We start from the raw sequence: 17,367 nt of genomic DNA on the forward strand, positions 1-17,367 counted from the left end.
TCCATTCCTTTATTTCATATTCAGGAAGATATTTGCGCCATGAAGCGATACACTTCTTCGCCAAGTCGGGAAGCGGACCACGACCGAACCAACAATAATGAATTTTCTTGGGTATCATGAATAAATTCTTAAAACTTTTTCTTTATCATTTTTCTTACAAAATCACGTTCTGAAGGCTCTGACATAATCAAAAAAACAAAAACTACTGCCAATAACATGCAACAACCCATCACTATCAACCGTAGAAGTGAAGGCGAGAAAGAAGACTGAAGTATCTCTCCAATCAAATACACTATTGAAACTAAAAGCGTCGAAGGCAGTATAACCCTACGGAAATAATGAGATAAATCCAACTGTACTTGCCTATGTATATCGTACAAATTATAGAGCCAATAGCCAATCTGAGCTATAACAAGTAAAATCATCGGTAATGCTGGATTTTTTATATAAAAAAGCAAGAAATAGCTTATTGGTAATACGGACAATGTAAATAAACGACCAAAAACCTGACTATTCTTTATGTTCCCAGTTGCATTAGCCGCTATCCATAAGGGAGGAACAAGCACACCAACCAGCTGTTCACATAAAACTAATCGTGTAAAAACTACTGCGTATTCTGGAACCTTTCCCAACCATAAATGTAAAACCAGTTCCGTTTCAAATAGAACAGGAAAAACAATAAGACATGCCAACATAAAAGAGTATTTCGAACTTTTCTCTATCAACATTATCATATACTTTACATTACCTGAAGAATAGGATTTTATGATAGGAGGTTTTACTGCTGTCATTATGCTATCTGTAAAACGGGACACAGCAGCACTTATTTGTACGGCTACGGCACGAGCCGCATTCACTAAAGGGCCAAAAAACAAATTCAGCAAGATGTTAACTCCTTGTATTCCGGCAGACCACGCAAAACAACCAAATAGATTATATCCGATAAAACCAGACATTTCCTTTACAAGCGGAGCATTCCAATACATCTTACAAACGCATTCATCAAAGCTTTTCCGACAATACCATACATATAAAGAAAAAGACAAAACCGAAGAAATTGCAGTAAGTGCTCCAAAAAGAATCAAAAGATCCGATCGCGCTATAATCAAAACGTAGGCAACCGCTAATCTGGAAAAAGCCTCCAACAAACCTAAATAAGCATAGAAGTTCATTTTTTCCCTAGCAATGATCACTGCAACAAAACTCACTTGATTAATGGAGCATGTCATAGAAATCAAAGCAAATTGATACAGCCAAATAGCTGCAGACAAACGCTCTGGTGGTATTACTAATTTATTACAGACAAACCATAAACCTATTGTTTCGCCTAAAAAAAATATTAAAACAGAAATGACTAACATCAATGTAAAACACTGCCGGAAACCAGCAACAGTCATTTCATGATTATTCTGACCAAGTCCGAGACTCAAATAGCGTTGTGCCGCATTAGAAAGGCTACTGGTATAAAAACCTAAGATAGAAACAAAACCAGCCACCACATTGTTAATGCCATAGTCTTCTACGCCCAAAGCCTCCAATACTACTCTGGAAGTATAAAGCGTTACGCACATCATCAACAACATACGCACATAAAGCATGCCGGTATTTTTGGCTATACGCTTATTATTTTCAGATGTTAACGACATTATGATTATAATATACCCAACATTCCAGCTTCAACTAATTGGAGTAAAGCAGAATCAAAAGAGAAAAATATAAATGTCAGGAAAGAAATAAGCTAAAGTATCACAACTATTAACCAAACTTCAGCTTATATTATGAGATAAAAAGATTCAGACGTAAAATATAATTATTTCATATTTTGCCATAGCATATAAAATGCTCATTTCAAATTCTCTCCACTAAAACAGCAGGAAGGGTTGTTGTTGCTACAGCCACGAGACCTGCAATCTGAACTACCACACGTTTTTCATGCTTATTGCTAACACGCATGAAAACGCCTTCCACTCCTTCAAACGGACCGCCCAATATACGGACACGCTGCCCTTTGGAAAAATCCAGTTCCTGAGGAGGCAGAAAAAGAACATGCTCGTCAGGATTGCCGGCTACTGCTATGAAACTTCTCATTTGTTCTTCAGGTACCGTCATGATACGGCGCAAACCGTCAACGTTACGCATGACGTAACGTAAATCAGGTATTGTGTCACGCTTTATTGTCGCTATTTCCGAATGTGTGGCATGCACAAAAACGTAATTATGAAGAGCGGCTTCAACGGAATAATAAAAACGTCCTTGGGCATTGCGCCGACGGACACGCTGCATGGGCACAAAATTCTCTATCCCCAATCTGTCCAATTGAAGTTTCACTGCTCGCTCACGCTGATAGGTTATGCGCAAAACGAACCAATACAAAGGTTCTCTGCTATGGTTGCCTAAAGATTCCAAGAGAAAGTGCCTGCACCTAAAAAAACATAGAAAGGGGACATTGAAACCTTAGTAAAATACTGAATTTCAATTAATTATAATAATACCGCAGGGGCAAAACAAAAATATCACCTCGAACAGAATTGCTTCCCTTTTCCTATTGTATTTGCAAAGATACAATTAATTTCACAAACGTCCAATTTTTCTTAATGTCATTTATATACAAAAAAAAATCCATCCGAAACATGATTGAAGAATAGATTAAATTTACTTAATGTTATTTATTATATAATAAATATCCAGACATTCCATCATTATAAAAGGCCTGCCGATTGGAAACCGGCAGGCCTTTTATGACAGATAAAGAGATGGTTCTATACGAACCAACGAACGTAACAGAAATCCTGACGATGTACCAGATCCTTGCTCTTTGGATACATACGATAAGCAACCTTGAAAGCACCGGCAACGTCTATGCTGGCTTTCAGCTCGAAAGTATAAAGATTGCCTTCCTGCTTGGTAACATTCATCGGGAATACCTGATAGATGCTGTCCTTGCCGTTTGCGCCGGTAGTCAGAACCACAAGATCTATGCCGATAGCATCTTCAAGGCCTTGTTCATCGATTACCCATTTAACGGTAAATTCCTTATCACTTACAAGATTGGCTGTAGCCAAATTCTCACTGCGCTCAGAAGACACAATACGGATATCATCCCAACGCTCGGCCACAAACTCTTTCCATGCCGCGATTTCCTTGGCTTTCTTATTGCCGTCGGCACTGAGCAACTTGAAACGAGCGGCTTCCTTGTTGTAGAAACGGTCAAAATAATCATCGAGCTGACGCTTCATCGTATACTGAGGAGCTATCTGAGCTATCGAGTTCTTCACGGTATGAACCCAGTTCTCACTATACCCTTTGCGGTTACGGGCATAGTAGAGAGGAATGATTTCCTGCTCAAACATGGTATAAATCGTAGAAGCGTCGAGTTTGTCCTGATGATCCTGATTCTGATAAGTACGACGGTCGGTCAAAGCCCAGCCGGCACCTTCGCGATACCCCTCATACCACCAGCCGTCAAGGACGGAAAGATTGACAACACCGTTCATCAGGGCCTTCTCACCGGACGTACCAGAAGCCTCAAGCGGGCGAGTCGGAGTATTCATCCAGATGTCCACACCAGAGACGAGACGGCGGGCCAGCTGCATGTCATAGTTTTCGAGGAAAATGATTTTACCCATAAACTCCGGACGCTGCGAGATTTCAAAAATACGCTTGATAAGTCCTTGTCCGGCACCATCGGCAGGGTGAGCCTTACCGGCAAAAAGGAATTGCACCGGATAGTCAGGATTATTCACTATTTTGGAAAGGCGGTCAAGGTCGGAGAACAACAAGTGGGCGCGCTTGTAAGTGGCAAAACGACGGGCAAAGCCGATGAGAAGAGCGTTGGGGTTAATCTTGTCGAGCAGGGAAACCACACGCGAGGGATCGCCCTGATTTTTCAACCAGGTGTCGCGGAAACGGCCGCGAATATACTCGATAAGTTTGGTTTTCAATTTAACACGTGTCTGCCAGATAACCTCATCGGGCACCTCGTAAATTTTCTCCCAAATCTTGCCGTTGCTCTGATCACCCAGAAAGCTCTTGTCAAAATATTTATTATAAACAGCCTTCCACTCCTTGGCAGTCCACGTCGGGAGGTGAACACCATTGGTAACGTAGCCGACATGGCTTTCCTCGCTATGCTCATTGTAAAGGTCAAACCAACCTTCGTGATCACGGATTTCATGATCAGGATAGTTTTCATCAGGGAGATAACCCGGCCAGATGCCCTTAAACATCTGCTGGCTCACCTTGCCGTGCAACCAGCTAACGCCGTTCACTTCCTGACAAGTCTTGCAGAGGAAAGTTGACATACAGAATTTCTCTCCACGGTCATCGGGATTGGTACGTCCGAGTCCCATGAAGTCGTCCCATGAAATGCCCAAACGGGCGGGGAAGCCACCCATATACTTTCCGAAAAGGCCTTCGTCAAAATAGTCGTGACCGGCAGGCACCGGCGTATGGACGGTGTAAAGAGAACTGGCACGCACTAATTCGAGAGCCTCATTGAAACTGAGGCCGCTCTCTACGTAGTCAACCAAACGCTGTACGTTGCAAAGAGCCGCATGGCCTTCGTTGCAGTGGTAAACGTCTTTTTTGATCCCCAGTTTCTGCAACGTGAGCATACCGCCAATACCAAGAAGATACTCCTGTTTTATACGGTTTTCCCAATCGCCGCCATAAAGGGCATGCGTAATGGTGCGGTCATATTCAGAGTTAAGTTCGTTGTCAGTGTCGAGCAAGTAAAGGGCGATACGTCCCACATTGACACGCCATACGGAGGCATGAACCTGATAGTTGGGGAAAGGAACATCAACGATCACCTGATTGCCGTTTTCATCGAGCACACGCTCAATGGGCAAACGGTCAAAGTTCTGAGTGTCATAGTTGGCTATCTGCTGGCCGTCCATGGAGAGGGCCTGTGTGAAATAGCCGTAACGATAGAGGAAACCGACGGCACACATGTCGACATTGCTGTCGGAAGCCTCTTTCAAGTAGTCGCCGGCCAGGATTCCAAGACCGCCGGAATAAATCTTAAGAATATGGTTCAAACCGTACTCCATGCAGAAATAAGCCACAGAGGCACGCTTGGCATCGGGCTTAACGTCCATGTAGGCACGGAAGTTGTCATAAACCTTATTCATGCGGGCCAGCAGTTCCTCATCGGCGGCAAGTTCCTTCAGGCGCTTATAGCTGATGCGGCTGAGCAGTTCAATCGGATTTTTGTCCACTTCATGCCACAGTTCCTTGTCAAGCGAACGGAACAAATCCAACCCTTCTGTGTTCCAGGTCCACCAAAGGTTGTGAGCGATTTCGTCGAGTTTTTTCAATGCCTCAGGAATATGACTTTTCACGGTCACCACTTTCCAGTTAGGCGTGTTTGAATTACTTACTTTTACGTTCATGTATTTATTATTTGAGTTGATTATTTCATGTTCTTTGCCATGGTATCATAGCCGCTACTCCGGCATTATTCCCTCATATCTTACATTTTCAGGGAAACGGACAACCTGTCAGGACTTTCCGCCAGCCTTACGCAAGGCAAAGTCGTAGGCCTCATAATAATGCTTGATAAAATGCTGCCACTGGGCTTTTTCAGCCAGTTTGGCTGCCTTCTTACGGTTGGCTTCGCGCTCCTTAGCTGTTGCTCCGATCATATACTCCATAGCCAGGCAGATTTCACGGGCAGCTTCAAAATAATTGTTATCATCACGATGAATGACACTGACACCATCGGTAAGAGTGCCGCTGTGACCAAGCACTTCGTCCACCCACTGGCCGAATCCGGACAAGTCGGTAGTAATGCAAGGAATCTTAAAGGCACAACTCTCAAGCGGTGTGTATCCCCAAGGCTCGTAATAAGAGGGATAAAGGCTCAGATCATTAGCCATGAGCAAATCGTAATACGGCATGTTGAATATTCCGTCATTACCTTCGAGATAACACGGTACCAGTATGACTTTTACCGCATCATCGGCACTGTTCCACAAGCCGAGTTGCTTTATCATACCCATTATACGGTCTTCGTTAATATTGTGAAGGTCATGGGTGATCATGGGCAGCGGCAGCGGCGACTGACATTTTTCCTTCTTACCGGACAGACGTGCGGCCAAATCCTGACGCGGCCCCAGCAGCCAGCAAGGCACTTCTATCAATGCCAGCACTTTTGTACGCGGGCCTACTTCGGCACGGGCATTCATTTTGCTCTTCAGGCGGGCGTTAAGTTGTGCCATAGCTTCAAGGAAGACATCAAATCCCTTACAGCGGAAATCATTGCGCCCGCTAGTCGAAACAATCAGGACGTCATCTGAGATATCCTCTCCCGTCAAAGCTGAAGCCACATTCACAACAGCCTTGCGCGCCGCACGGCGTCTGGCTGTAAATGTAGCGCCTTTGGGCACAAAATCATTCTCAAATCCATTGGGAAGAACCACATCGGCCTTTTTATCGAGCAGCTGCACACATTCCTTATCCGTGAAACGGCTGACGGTCGTGAAGCAATCGGCACCATGAGCTGACTTCTTTTCTATGCTGTGTTTGGCCTCCATGCTGAGTTCGGCCGCCATCTGGTCGCCATCATATCCTTCGAAATAGGCATAAAGCAACTTGTTGTTGCCGGCTATGGAACGGCCGATGCTGGTAGCATGGGTAGTAAAGATAGTTGCCACCTGCGGCAACGCCTTTTTCAGGAAAAGCATGCCAAGGCCGCTCATCCATTCATGGGCCTGATAAACAATCTTGTCCGAAGAGGCAAGACACTCACAGATGACAGCCTCGGCAAAACGGCCTGCCGCCACCGAAAACATCGATGCCTCATCATAGTCACCATACGCACGCAAAGAATCGACATGGAAATACTCCCAGGCCTTGGCGTAAATCTGATCTTTATCGGCATACAGCGGAGAAAAATCAATCAGTACGGCTACAGGATTCCCTGGAACCATCCAACGACCTATGCGAACGGCAAGACCGGCACGGGCGGCAGCCTCCTTCCACTTTGGCAACAGGAGGGGGTCCTCTTTGAAAGGAGCCGCATCATTCCGCAAATCCGGACCTAAAAACACAACTTTATCGGGAAAAACCTCCTGAAGCGTCTTGGCTCTGGAGGACAGAACGGTGTAAATTCCACCAACCTTATTACAAACTTCCCAACTGGTCTCAAAAATAAAGTCGGGAGATAGCTTCTTGTTACTCATAACAGTCTAATCTTTTGCGGGTGCAAAGGTACTATTTTTTTGCGAGTTAGCAATACGGGCTATCATTAAATGACGTTCAGGGAACAAGAAAACATTCACGTCTGCTACCTTTAAAAAGATTTTATGATTCTCTCCAAAAGCTCAAATCATACCTGAATACGGGCCATGCCCGCTTATTTGTGCCGCCATTTGAAGAGCGGATTTTTTTACCATTCCAGCATTAACTTTTTTAACTTTTCTATACATTTCAATCAGATTCCGGAAGGCTGAAACGGTGTTTCATCAAAACTGCAATAAGGACTTTTCAAAAAAGATTACTTGGATTTTTTACGGAAATACGGACTTTTTCCAAACGAAAACTCCTTTTTTGCCTTCAAAAAGCTCTGACAGACAACAAAAAAGAGGGCAATCATTGCAGACCACCCTCTTCGCTGTTACAAATATACAACATTTTCCGCCGAAAAACAAGTAATGTTAAAAACCACAGATTCCCATTTTCGGAAAAAAAGGACAATCGACATCAGCCCTGAAACAAGAACCCTCTGACACAACAATAGCAATAGAGCAACAGCAGGGTTATCATGAGCCAACGCACATCATCCAGAATAAAACCGGAGACAGTGCGGACATTGGCATTCGCCACATTCACCCGAACACGAAGAGGAATAATCTTGCGATATCCCCAATAAACGGAGCAGCCTACCACAACTCCCCAAACGATACCGGCCAAAATGTCGCCGACATAATGTACCCCCAGATACACCCTTGACCAACAGTTGAGCAAAGCCCATGAGAGAAGCACCCAGGTGAAAGGTTTGTGTCTGACCAGCAAACTGAGAAAAACGGCCACGGCAAAAGTGTTGGAGGCATGACTGGAGAAGAATCCGTATTTTCCACCCCGATATCCGCCGACCACATCGACCAGATACATTAATGAAGGGTCACCTGCCGGGCGAGGCCGGGCCACCAGCGGCTTGAATATGCCCGATGCCACCTGATCAGCCAAAAGAATGCAAAGCGCTAGCGCCAAGACGGTCAGACAAATATCACGCATCTCACCGGCACGAATGATGACATACAACAACACGACCACAGCCGGCAGCCACGTGACCGTAGCGGTTATTCCCAAGGCAAAGCCATCGAGGAACAAAGAGTCACTCCCGTTTAAAGCCAAAGTCAGACTCTGATCGAATTTTACGACTTGCTCCAGCATCTTATCAATTAATTTATGACCACATGAACAGACTGCAGCGCTTTTCCGTCAATCCATCCTACCGTATTTTCTCCCGAAAGCTGCACCTGCCAACGGCCATCGGGACTTTTGTCTATCACTCTGACTGCCTGACCGGAAACCAGCATACGTTTTTTCGCCTTCGGAGCATCAGTGACAAAAGAAGCACTCTCCATCACCACTGCCCGCTCTTCGTTGTGGAAACGGTTCTTCTGCAAGGCGGCAGCCACCGTACAGAAAACTAGTCCCAAAAGAAAAAACGACATGGCTGCAAACCCTGTCTTGCGCAACCAGGTACGATGAAAGAAAATATAAACAAGAAGACTGCCCAATGAAAACAGTAAAAAGCCCAAAGCCCAAAGCCCCCATACATTTGCCGAACGGTTACGTATGAAACGGTCTATCCAAGTTATGAAAAACATTTCGGAAGCATTCACCTGTGGCACTGAAGCCTTGGAGCGCGCCACAGCCAAATTGAATCTAACATCTTCATCGGAAGGGGCAAGGCGGAGAGCCCGCTCATAATTCAGGATAGCCTTGGCATATTCCTTCTGACGGAAATAAGCATTACCCAAATTATAATACGCCGTAACGCTGACGCCCTTTTCCTTGATTATTTTTTCATAAAGCTCAGCTGCCGCCTTATAATTTTTCTTGCGATAAACGCTGTCGGCCTGCTCCATGGAAACGGCCGGCACACCGGATGAAACAACCGATACTCCCCAAAACAGGAAGAATATTGTCAGAATATATCTCATAACTCTTCTCATTTATCAACTGTTTTCAACAGATTGTCGAGCCTGGTTATCTCATCCAAAGCCCGTCGGTACAACTCATTAGCTCCGTTGCCATCGGCTGCAGGAGCGAAACGTGCGAACCCGCACTCCTCCAGTAACTGTCGGAAAGGAGAAAACTGTTCCTCACTGACGCCCCGTTGATTCATTTCATAAATCAACCGATCATCGTTCAATGCGGCCACCTCCACGCTCAGTTTGTCAGACAAATAAGCATTCAGCGCCCGTGACAACTCCGTATAGAATGCTTTCTGATCGCCTTTCTTCAACATACGGCCGGCCAGCCTGAGACGGCGCTTTGCCTGACGGACAGCCTTACTCCGCCTACGGGCCACAACATCGGCATTGGCACGGTTATGACGCCGCAAAACGGCAACCAAAAGAATAAAGAAAAGAAGGATGCCCGCCACAACGGCCCAATATCCTGAAGTTCCCCACCAAATGAAAGCAGCCTCAGAATCAAACCGGACTGTCCCCGTCTTGATGTCCCGTATGTCACTACTGCGCAAAGTGCGCTCACGCTCCAAATCGGCATCGCTGCGATTTCCTTTTTCTATGTTCATGTGGAGTGAAGGTACTGTCTTTGTCTGATATGTACCGTCAGAAGGATTGAAATAGATGAAATCAATGGCAGGAATATCGTATTGGCCAACATTACGTGGCACAAATGTATAATCAAAAATGATGTCACCGGTCACACCACCAGCCAACACTTTTGTATTATCTGTGACTTTTGGGGAATAAACATCAAAATCGGCGGGAAAAGTAATTGAAGGCGCCGTAAGCAATTGCAGATTTCCAGAACCGGAAACAGTGAGTCGATAGGTCACCATGTCGTTTGTACGAGGGGTTTCCGTCAGCAAATCACCTCTTACGGAAAACTGCCCTACTCCACCAGAAAAACCTGACGGACGAGGTTGCGGCAATGGTTTGACCTCTATAAAGGTTTCCGGAACATTACGCGTCAGGGAGTAACCGATGTTGCCGCCGCCATTAAAAAACGCATCTATCAGACTAAGTCCGGCTTCCTGCTGAAGAACGACACAGTTGAACGTCAGTCCGGGAATAGTAATTCGGCCGGTTTGTTGTGGGAAAACTACATATTGCTGAACGACTCCAGTACGATACATCTCCCCTCCTACTCTCTCCACTGCGGCGTCAATGTTCTTTAAGGGAATATCCAGCGACACCATTCCTTTGAAATCCGGTTTCTTGCTCAAAGAAACACTGTTCAACCCTACTCCTGGACGCTCGTAGAACTTATAGGACAAAGATACGGCTTCCTGCTCATAAACCTGCTCACGCCCGACAATGGCTCTGATATACAAATCCTTGTCGGTCACCCGCGAACCGGCTGTACGCAACGGAGTATCTTGCGAAGAGGCCTGCTGCTGATTTCCTGCATTCTGCCGGTTACCGTTTCCCGTAACCTGAATAGTGACAGGAGGGGACTTGTACGTCTTGCCGTCCACTTTAACCGATGCAGCAGGAATGGTGAACGTTCCTTTTTCCAAAGGGGCCAACGTAAAAGTAAAAGTGGTAGATGAAGATGAACGGTTGACGCTTCGGCCACCGGACATTACCGTTGATGAAACGGTATTGACTGACATAGCGGGTCCGGCAAGCACATCCAATCCTGTCATCGGAGGCTTTGAAAAGTCATGAGTGGAGGCTGAGGCTATCGTATAGGTTATATGAAAATAAGTTTCATTTATGTCAACCTTAGAAGGGGCCTCCACCTCCAAACGCAATTGGGCTTGTGATGTGGTACAACCTAAAATTAAAAGAAGGAGCACATATCTGATATACGACATTTTCTGTGACTTATTTTTTTGTAATGGAACATCATCCGGCGTCTTTGGCTGCAGAAGGGGGTCCTCCAAAGCATTTCACCAGTTCTTATCGAGAGATTTTTGATGTTTGTTTTGATTTATTTTCTCACGGGCTTTCCGTTCAGCCTGACGGGCATAATTGATAAGCGGGTTATTTTGCGGTTGCGGGTTGGGTTCTTGCTGCTTGGAAGGTGGAGGCGGCTGATTTTGAGGATCTTGTTCAGACTCCCTCAACTGTTTTTGACACAATGCCAGATTATATCGTGAATTTTGAGCCTGTGGATTTTCACGTAAAGCTCCTTTATATTCTTTTATGGCCTCTCTGAGTAAATTCTGTTTCACGCCTTCTGTCTTTGCGGCAGCAGCGCGACTTTGAGCTATGACTCCACGGTTATGATAGGTCATGGAACGGCTCATCGGATTACGCTCCAATCGCAACGTTTCGTCGTATTGGGCCATGGCTAAAGAATCTCTGCCCTGCGCCATATAAACATTGCCCAAGTCATAATAAGCCCGCGCATTGGCAGAATTAACTTTCAAAGCTTTCTTATAGCTGGCTTCGGCGGCATTGAACTGTTTTAGTCTAAAGAGCTTATTACCATCCTTTATATACTGCCATTCAGCATTCTGAGCACACAGTTTACCGGAAAACAGCATCCCCCATACCAAAAAGAATAACAAAGAATACAAATGTTTCATCTTCCGAATAATCTTAAACGTTTGAATAAAGGATTTTTACGTTCCAACACAAATATCTCAACGATGAGGAGAATAAGTGCCAACAATGCCACAGCCTGAAACTGTTCATCATAAGAACTGAAATTAGACACATTGCCGGCTTTCTTCAATTGGCTAAACTCAGCCTGTAACCCTTGTTGGGCGGCATCTGAATTGTCTATACGAAAATAAGCACCTCCACCGGCTTTGGCCACCTCCCGACACATATCTTCATTGAGCGCCGTTACAACCTCCTGATTATCTCTGTCGCGCAAAAAGGTACCATCGGGCCATTGTATTTTAGTCCCCTGTGGTGTCCCCGCACCGAGCACATAAACCTTAAGACCTTCCTCTTTTGCTGCTTTGGCAGCTTCTATGGCTCCCTCCTCATGGTCCTCACCATCGGTGATAACGACAATAGCCTTGCCAACGTCTTTATTGTCGGTAAAGCTGATACGCCCGAGATTAATTGCTTTTGCCAGACTTGTACCTTGCAAAGTCACCATCCCCGGAGTAAAATTATCTAAGAATAGTTTGGCAGACACATAATCATTGGTTATAGGCAATTGAGGATATGCCTCGCCAGCAAAAACACCTAAAGCTATTTTATCATTCTTCATTCTGTCTGTCAAAGCCGACACTAACAACTTGGAACGGTCTAAGCGATTGGGAGACACATCACGCGCCAGCATCGAATTGGATACATCTACGATAAAGGCCACTTCAATGCCTTGGGTGCTGTCTTTTTCTTCAACCAAACCTAACTGAGGACGGGCTAGCATGACAATAATGAAAAACAATACAGACATTAACAACACAAACTTGGTGATAGAACGTTTCCAGGAATAATCAGGTACTTGCTCCCTAAATAATCGCGCATCACACAAGTGCCTGCGCACCTGTTTGTAGTGTCTCATCACTAACAGAAAAAGTCCGGCTAAAAGCGGAAGAGCCAGCAGAAGATATAAATATTCGGGATTCTCAAATCTGAACATTATTGCTGTTATTATTTATTTTTTGATTAAACAGGAAAAGTCGGGAATAGACATACAAACCACTATGGAATTCTCCTAAGCCATGTAAGGCGTAAGACTATTTCCAATAAGAAGCAGACCAATGCAGCCCATCCAAACCACTGAAAAGCATCATAACGACGGTCATAATTCAAAATTTTCAATTTCGTCTTTTCAAGTTTATCTATATCTGAATATATTTCCTGCAGACGCTGATTACTGGCGGCCTGATAAAAAACACCACCTGTATTTTGAGCTATCTGACGCAACGTAGCCGGATCTGCAGAATTATCAACATCGGCGATGTACTCCTCACCATTAGGCAACTGCGCTACAGCCTGACGAGACTGCTGTCCCTCTTTTCCCACCGCAATGGTATAAACACGAATACCTTGCTGTCTGGCCAAATCTGCAGCCATAAGGGGGGATATTTCCCCCGTATTGTTTACACCATCCGTCAACAGAATAACAACTTTACTCTTGGCTTTACTTTTTTCCAAATGAGAAACAGCATTAGCCAGCCCCATACCGACAGCAGTTCCTGGACTGATAATACCACGCGACTGAAGATCACACGACACTGTGCGAAACATACTCAACAAAGCTGCGTGATCAACTGTAAGCGGACATTGAGTAAAGGCTTCTCCGCCAAAAAGCGTCAAACCGATATTGTCGTTAGGACGATTGGATATGAATTCATAAGCTACTTGCTTAGCTGCCTCCAAACGGTTTGGTTTCAAATCGGGAGTTAGCATACTGGTTGAAATATCCATAGCCATAACAATATCTATTCCTTCCGTCTGTTTCTCACTCAAGGCATTTTGGGTTTGCGGCCTCGCCAGAACAATAACAAGCAAAACGAAGGTGAACATGCGCAACACAAAAGGCAAATGTATCATTGACGTGCGAAAAGTACGCGGCATCTGTCGGTATTGCTCTGTAGTGGCCATGCGCATACTGGCCTCTTGCCTGTTACGCAAGAGAAAATGCCATAAAACGAACGGCACCAACAGCAATAGTAAAAGAAAATATTCAATATTGGCAAATGTCATAACTGCAAAACATCATCTTTGTTAAATATATTCCCACAACCGGAATCTACACACATCATCCATTTTTAAAGATAAGTTTTCCATATCTTATATACGCATCTAGCAAACCACAGACTACAACTTAAAAAAGTAACCCCTGTACAAATCCACAACGCTATACGAATACGATGTTGATGTGTATCACTATATTCCACCATTTTAACCACTGGCTGAGGACTTTCCATCACTTCATCGCGGGTATCATTCATTAACGTCAAAACGTCATCATAACACATGCGTCGCTCTTCATTTGTAGCTGTTTGCTTGGCGAACTTTACAAAATCTGCGATTCTAAGAACTCCTTTTAATCGGCGCTGAGCGGTTTCATCTATATAAGCTGTTACCTCATTCTCAATTTCTCCTGTAGTCATTTCCACGGCATTAAAACCAAAACGTTCGGACAAATAAGTTTTCAGCACTGCTGTAAGAGCCATAAAAAACTTTTTATTGGATATATCATCATTACAACCAGCATCATTTCGGATCTGTTCCATAGCCAACTTCGCTTTCTTAAAGGGCGGCACTGGCGGCTGTATTACAACACGACGCATTGTTGGCTTACGGCGAGACAAACGCACAGCCAATACCAACAATAAAACGACAAAAAACCAAAGTGGCAGACACAACAAAACAAGTGACCATTCCCATTCGAAATGGATTGGCATAACGTTGTAAGCACCATTAAAGTCATTTACGTTGGTTGTATCAACCGGCACAGTAACGACCTTCAATCCCAAGCGGCTACGCGAAGAATATATATGGCCATCGACCTCTATTTCCATCTGAGGAATAGAATAAAGGGCAGAATCAAACGATGTAATCAAATAATCACGTCTTAAAGTTACCCTTTTACCATTATTCACGAAAGTAGTATCTACAACGCCACACTCAAGTACCTCAAGTCCTTTGACAATTGTATCAGATGATTTATATTCCGGAAATTTTACTGACTGATTGGCATTGGCACTTACCGTTGTTGTCAGAACTGCTTGTTCACCGATAACAATTTCAGCACGATTGAGTTTACTATCCACCTGTACTTGTGCATCAACTCCTCTTATTAGAACAAAAACAGACAATAACAACAATATATATTCCTTTTTCATGCTTTCAACTAAAATCTATTAATGACGTTTTGAAAAAAGAGACATCAAAGAACGAACATAATCATCATCAGTAGCGACACTAACAAAATCAATGCCAACCCGTGAAAGCAAATCATCCAAACGCTTCTGTTCACTCTCCCACCATATACGATGCTGATTGCGGACCTTCTTACAGGAAGTATCCACATACTGTTCATGACCTGTTTCCGCATCAAATACTTTTATCAATCCGACTTTGGGCAACTCTGCCATTAAACGGTCATAAAGTCTAACAGCCACGACATCATGTTTACGGGCTGCCACCATCAAAGGACGTTTAAGATCAGAACCTCCTAAAAAATCACTCAAAATAAAAGCAATACAATGACGTTTCTGTACGTTCATCAGCGTTTCGAGCGGAGCCACTAAATTAGTCCGATCACCCACAGGTTTAAAATCAAGTAATTCACGGATTATATAAAGTATATGCTTCCGTCCTTTCTTAGGCGGCACGTATTTCTCCACACGATCTGAAAAGAATATGACACCTATTTTATCGTTATTCTGCATAGCGGAAAAAGCGATAGTCGCTGCCATTTCTGTTGCCAATTCACGCATAGATCGCATACGAGTACCAAAATCCTGACTACGGGAAATATCTATAAGCAACATGACTGTCAGTTCACGTTCTTCTTCAAACACTTTAATATGCGGCCGACCAAGACGTGCTGTCACATTCCAGTCTATATCGCGCACATTATCACCACTTTGATATTCACGTACTTCAGCAAACGACATGCCACGCCCTTTGAAAGCCGAGTGATACTCGCCTGCAAAGATGTCATTAGTCAGTGCCCGGGTCTTTATTTCCACCCGCCGCACACGCTGCAGCAAATCGTTGGTATCCATAATCTTATTAGTGTCTTTTAAAAAGCTGTTAAGGAACTTCCACTTTATTCAATATCTCTGTTACAAGATCATCACTTGTAACATTCATGGCTTCAGCCTCATAAGTGAGCCCGATGCGATGACGCAAGACTTCATGAGCCACATCCCGAATATCTTCAGGCACAACATAACCACGACGCCGAATAAAAGCTTGCGCGCGGGCTGCCAATGCCAAATTAATAGATGCGCGCGGAGAAGCTCCAAAAGCTATCATTGCCTTCTGCTCATTCATTTTATACTGTTCCGGATAACGTGTCGCAAAAACAATATCAGCCACATACTGAGCTATTCGCTCATCTAAATAAATTTGTTTGACAAGTTCTCGTGCTTCCACGACACGCCGAACATCTGTCACAGGTTTTACTTCCGCGGCGATACTGCCGTCAAGATGACTGCGTACAATGCTCTTTTCTTCTTCTATTGTTGGATATCCCACCATAACCTTGAGCATAAAACGGTCCACTTGCGCTTCCGGCAAAGCGTATGTCCCCTCCTGCTCTATCGGATTTTGCGTAGCCATTACTAAAAACGGGTCAGGCAATGCCCATGTATCATCGCCAATAGTAATCTGATGTTCCTGCATGGCTTCAAGAAGCGCGCTCTGCACTTTTGCCGGAGCACGGTTTATCTCATCAGCCAGCACAAAATTAGCAAATACCGGGCCTTTTTTTACTGAAAAAGTTTCCGTCTTCTGACTATAGATCATCGTACCAACAACATCAGCCGGCAAAAGATCCGGCGTAAATTGCAAACGGCTGAATTCACCTTCAACAAGTCCTGCCAATGTTTTTATTGCCAAAGTTTTGGCCAACCCCGGAACACCTTCCAAAAGAATATGTCCGTCACTAAGCAAACCGATAAGCAGGGAATTTATCAAGTGCTTTTGCCCCACAATGGTGCGGTTCATACCGGTTGTCAAATCTGTAATAAAGCCCGACCGGCTTTCTATCATCGCGTTAAGCGCACGAATATCAACAGGTTCTGCCATATTCTTATTTTTAAGATAATTTTATTTTCGAAAACGGAGAACTTAAAGTTCTGCTTTCTTATACACCTTTATTCTTTTTAGCGGCAAAATTACACCAATTATCTATATCTGCGTTATAAAAATAGTGAAAATCCTTCTATTAATAATTCCTTTATCAGAAAACTATCCTCTTTTAAAGATATTACGACATCCGCCTTAGGTAAATAAAACAAAAAAGTCCCGCTTCTTGCAGGACTATGTGACTCCTATAGGATTCAAACCTATAACCTTTTGATCCGTAGTCAAATGCTCTATTCAGTTGAGCTAAGGAGCCTTATATTTTGTGACTCCTATAGGATTCAAACCTATAACCTTCTGATCCGTAGTCAGATGCTCTATTCAGTTGAGCTAAGGAGCCTTCCCTTATAAGCGGTGCGTACGGGACTCGAACCCGTGACCCCATGCGTGACAGGCATGTATTCTAACCAACTGAACTAACGCACCT

The 17,367-nt window shown here is 44.2% G+C and carries 13 protein-coding genes and 3 tRNA genes; all 16 read right to left on the reverse strand.

Translation table 11 applies throughout. The features are described from left to right. Nucleotides 1-128 precede the first annotated feature (128 nt). The gene (locus tag C5S62_RS01025; protein ID WP_104403684.1) at nt 129-1,646 is read right to left on the reverse strand and encodes a hypothetical protein; all 1,518 of its coding nucleotides are present in this window, start codon (nt 1,644-1,646) and stop codon (nt 129-131) included. A gap of 202 nt (nt 1,647-1,848) precedes the next feature. Continuing rightward, nucleotides 1,849-2,373 (reverse strand): UpxY family transcription antiterminator, encoded by a 525-nt coding sequence (locus C5S62_RS01030; RefSeq protein WP_104403685.1) that lies wholly within the window; start codon nt 2,371-2,373, stop codon nt 1,849-1,851. Between the two features lie 386 nt (nt 2,374-2,759). Further along, the gene (gene glgP, locus C5S62_RS01035; RefSeq protein ID WP_104403686.1) at nt 2,760-5,393 is read right to left on the reverse strand and encodes an alpha-glucan family phosphorylase; all 2,634 of its coding nucleotides are present in this window, start codon (nt 5,391-5,393) and stop codon (nt 2,760-2,762) included. A 108-nt stretch (nt 5,394-5,501) separates the two neighbouring features. Continuing rightward, the gene (locus C5S62_RS01040) at nt 5,502-7,184 is read right to left on the reverse strand and encodes a glycosyltransferase (protein ID WP_104403687.1); all 1,683 of its coding nucleotides are present in this window, start codon (nt 7,182-7,184) and stop codon (nt 5,502-5,504) included. A gap of 520 nt (nt 7,185-7,704) precedes the next feature. Further along, complete coding sequence (locus C5S62_RS01045; RefSeq protein ID WP_104403688.1) at nt 7,705-8,397, reverse strand: phosphatase PAP2 family protein; 693 nt, start codon at nt 8,395-8,397, stop codon at nt 7,705-7,707. A gap of 8 nt (nt 8,398-8,405) precedes the next feature. Continuing rightward, nucleotides 8,406-9,173, reverse strand: a complete 768-nt coding sequence (locus C5S62_RS01050; RefSeq protein ID WP_172486144.1) for a tetratricopeptide repeat protein — start codon at nt 9,171-9,173, stop codon at nt 8,406-8,408. Nucleotides 9,174-9,181: 8 nt separating this feature from the next. After that, nucleotides 9,182-11,023, reverse strand: a complete 1,842-nt coding sequence (locus C5S62_RS01055) for a BatD family protein (protein WP_104403690.1) — start codon at nt 11,021-11,023, stop codon at nt 9,182-9,184. A gap of 75 nt (nt 11,024-11,098) precedes the next feature. Then, nucleotides 11,099-11,740 (reverse strand): tetratricopeptide repeat protein, encoded by a 642-nt coding sequence (locus C5S62_RS01060; protein ID WP_104403691.1) that lies wholly within the window; start codon nt 11,738-11,740, stop codon nt 11,099-11,101. Further along, nucleotides 11,737-12,753 carry a VWA domain-containing protein gene (locus tag C5S62_RS01065; protein WP_104403692.1) on the reverse strand — a complete coding sequence of 339 codons (1,017 nt, stop codon included), beginning with the start codon at nt 12,751-12,753 and terminating at the stop codon, nt 11,737-11,739. Before C5S62_RS01065 ends, C5S62_RS01060 begins: the two co-directional genes overlap by 4 nt. Before the next feature lie 62 nt (nt 12,754-12,815). Continuing rightward, nucleotides 12,816-13,823, reverse strand: a complete 1,008-nt coding sequence (locus C5S62_RS01070) for a VWA domain-containing protein (RefSeq protein ID WP_104403693.1) — start codon at nt 13,821-13,823, stop codon at nt 12,816-12,818. Between the two features lie 65 nt (nt 13,824-13,888). Further along, complete coding sequence (locus C5S62_RS01075) at nt 13,889-14,968, reverse strand: BatD family protein (protein WP_104403694.1); 1,080 nt, start codon at nt 14,966-14,968, stop codon at nt 13,889-13,891. Between the two features lie 18 nt (nt 14,969-14,986). Next, on the reverse strand, nt 14,987-15,856 hold the full coding sequence (locus C5S62_RS01080) for a DUF58 domain-containing protein (RefSeq protein ID WP_104403695.1): 870 nt from the start codon (nt 15,854-15,856) through the stop codon (nt 14,987-14,989). A 28-nt stretch (nt 15,857-15,884) separates the two neighbouring features. Further along, nucleotides 15,885-16,883, reverse strand: coding sequence for a MoxR family ATPase (locus C5S62_RS01085; RefSeq protein WP_104403696.1), 999 nt, complete (start codon nt 16,881-16,883; stop codon nt 15,885-15,887). Between the two features lie 239 nt (nt 16,884-17,122). Next, a tRNA-Arg gene (locus C5S62_RS01090) sits at nt 17,123-17,196 on the reverse strand. Nucleotides 17,197-17,206: 10 nt separating this feature from the next. Beyond that, nucleotides 17,207-17,280: transfer RNA gene (locus C5S62_RS01095), tRNA-Arg, on the reverse strand. A 12-nt stretch (nt 17,281-17,292) separates the two neighbouring features. Continuing rightward, a tRNA-Asp gene (locus C5S62_RS01100) sits at nt 17,293-17,366 on the reverse strand. Nucleotide 17,367 lies beyond the last annotated feature (1 nt).

The organism is Prevotella sp. MGM2 (assembly GCF_002933955.1).
GTDB lineage: Bacteria > Bacteroidota > Bacteroidia > Bacteroidales > Bacteroidaceae > Alloprevotella.

What these genes read in the sequence shown, in the direction of transcription:
- C5S62_RS01025 (WP_104403684.1), bottom strand. Translation starts at nt 1,646, where the DNA reads ATGTCGTTAACATCTGAAAATAATAAGCGTATAGCCAAAAATACCGGC.
- glgP (WP_104403686.1), bottom strand. Translation starts at nt 5,393, where the DNA reads ATGAACGTAAAAGTAAGTAATTCAAACACGCCTAACTGGAAAGTGGTG.
- C5S62_RS01040 (WP_104403687.1), bottom strand. Translation starts at nt 7,184, where the DNA reads ATGAGTAACAAGAAGCTATCTCCCGACTTTATTTTTGAGACCAGTTGG.
- C5S62_RS01045 (WP_104403688.1), bottom strand. Translation starts at nt 8,397, where the DNA reads ATGCTGGAGCAAGTCGTAAAATTCGATCAGAGTCTGACTTTGGCTTTA.
- C5S62_RS01050 (WP_172486144.1), bottom strand. Translation starts at nt 9,173, where the DNA reads ATGAGATATATTCTGACAATATTCTTCCTGTTTTGGGGAGTATCGGTT.
- C5S62_RS01055 (WP_104403690.1), bottom strand. Translation starts at nt 11,023, where the DNA reads ATGTCGTATATCAGATATGTGCTCCTTCTTTTAATTTTAGGTTGTACC.
- C5S62_RS01060 (WP_104403691.1), bottom strand. Translation starts at nt 11,740, where the DNA reads ATGAAACATTTGTATTCTTTGTTATTCTTTTTGGTATGGGGGATGCTG.
- C5S62_RS01065 (WP_104403692.1), bottom strand. Translation starts at nt 12,753, where the DNA reads ATGTTCAGATTTGAGAATCCCGAATATTTATATCTTCTGCTGGCTCTT.
- C5S62_RS01070 (WP_104403693.1), bottom strand. Translation starts at nt 13,823, where the DNA reads ATGACATTTGCCAATATTGAATATTTTCTTTTACTATTGCTGTTGGTG.
- C5S62_RS01075 (WP_104403694.1), bottom strand. Translation starts at nt 14,968, where the DNA reads ATGAAAAAGGAATATATATTGTTGTTATTGTCTGTTTTTGTTCTAATA.
- C5S62_RS01080 (WP_104403695.1), bottom strand. Translation starts at nt 15,856, where the DNA reads ATGGATACCAACGATTTGCTGCAGCGTGTGCGGCGGGTGGAAATAAAG.
- C5S62_RS01085 (WP_104403696.1), bottom strand. Translation starts at nt 16,883, where the DNA reads ATGGCAGAACCTGTTGATATTCGTGCGCTTAACGCGATGATAGAAAGC.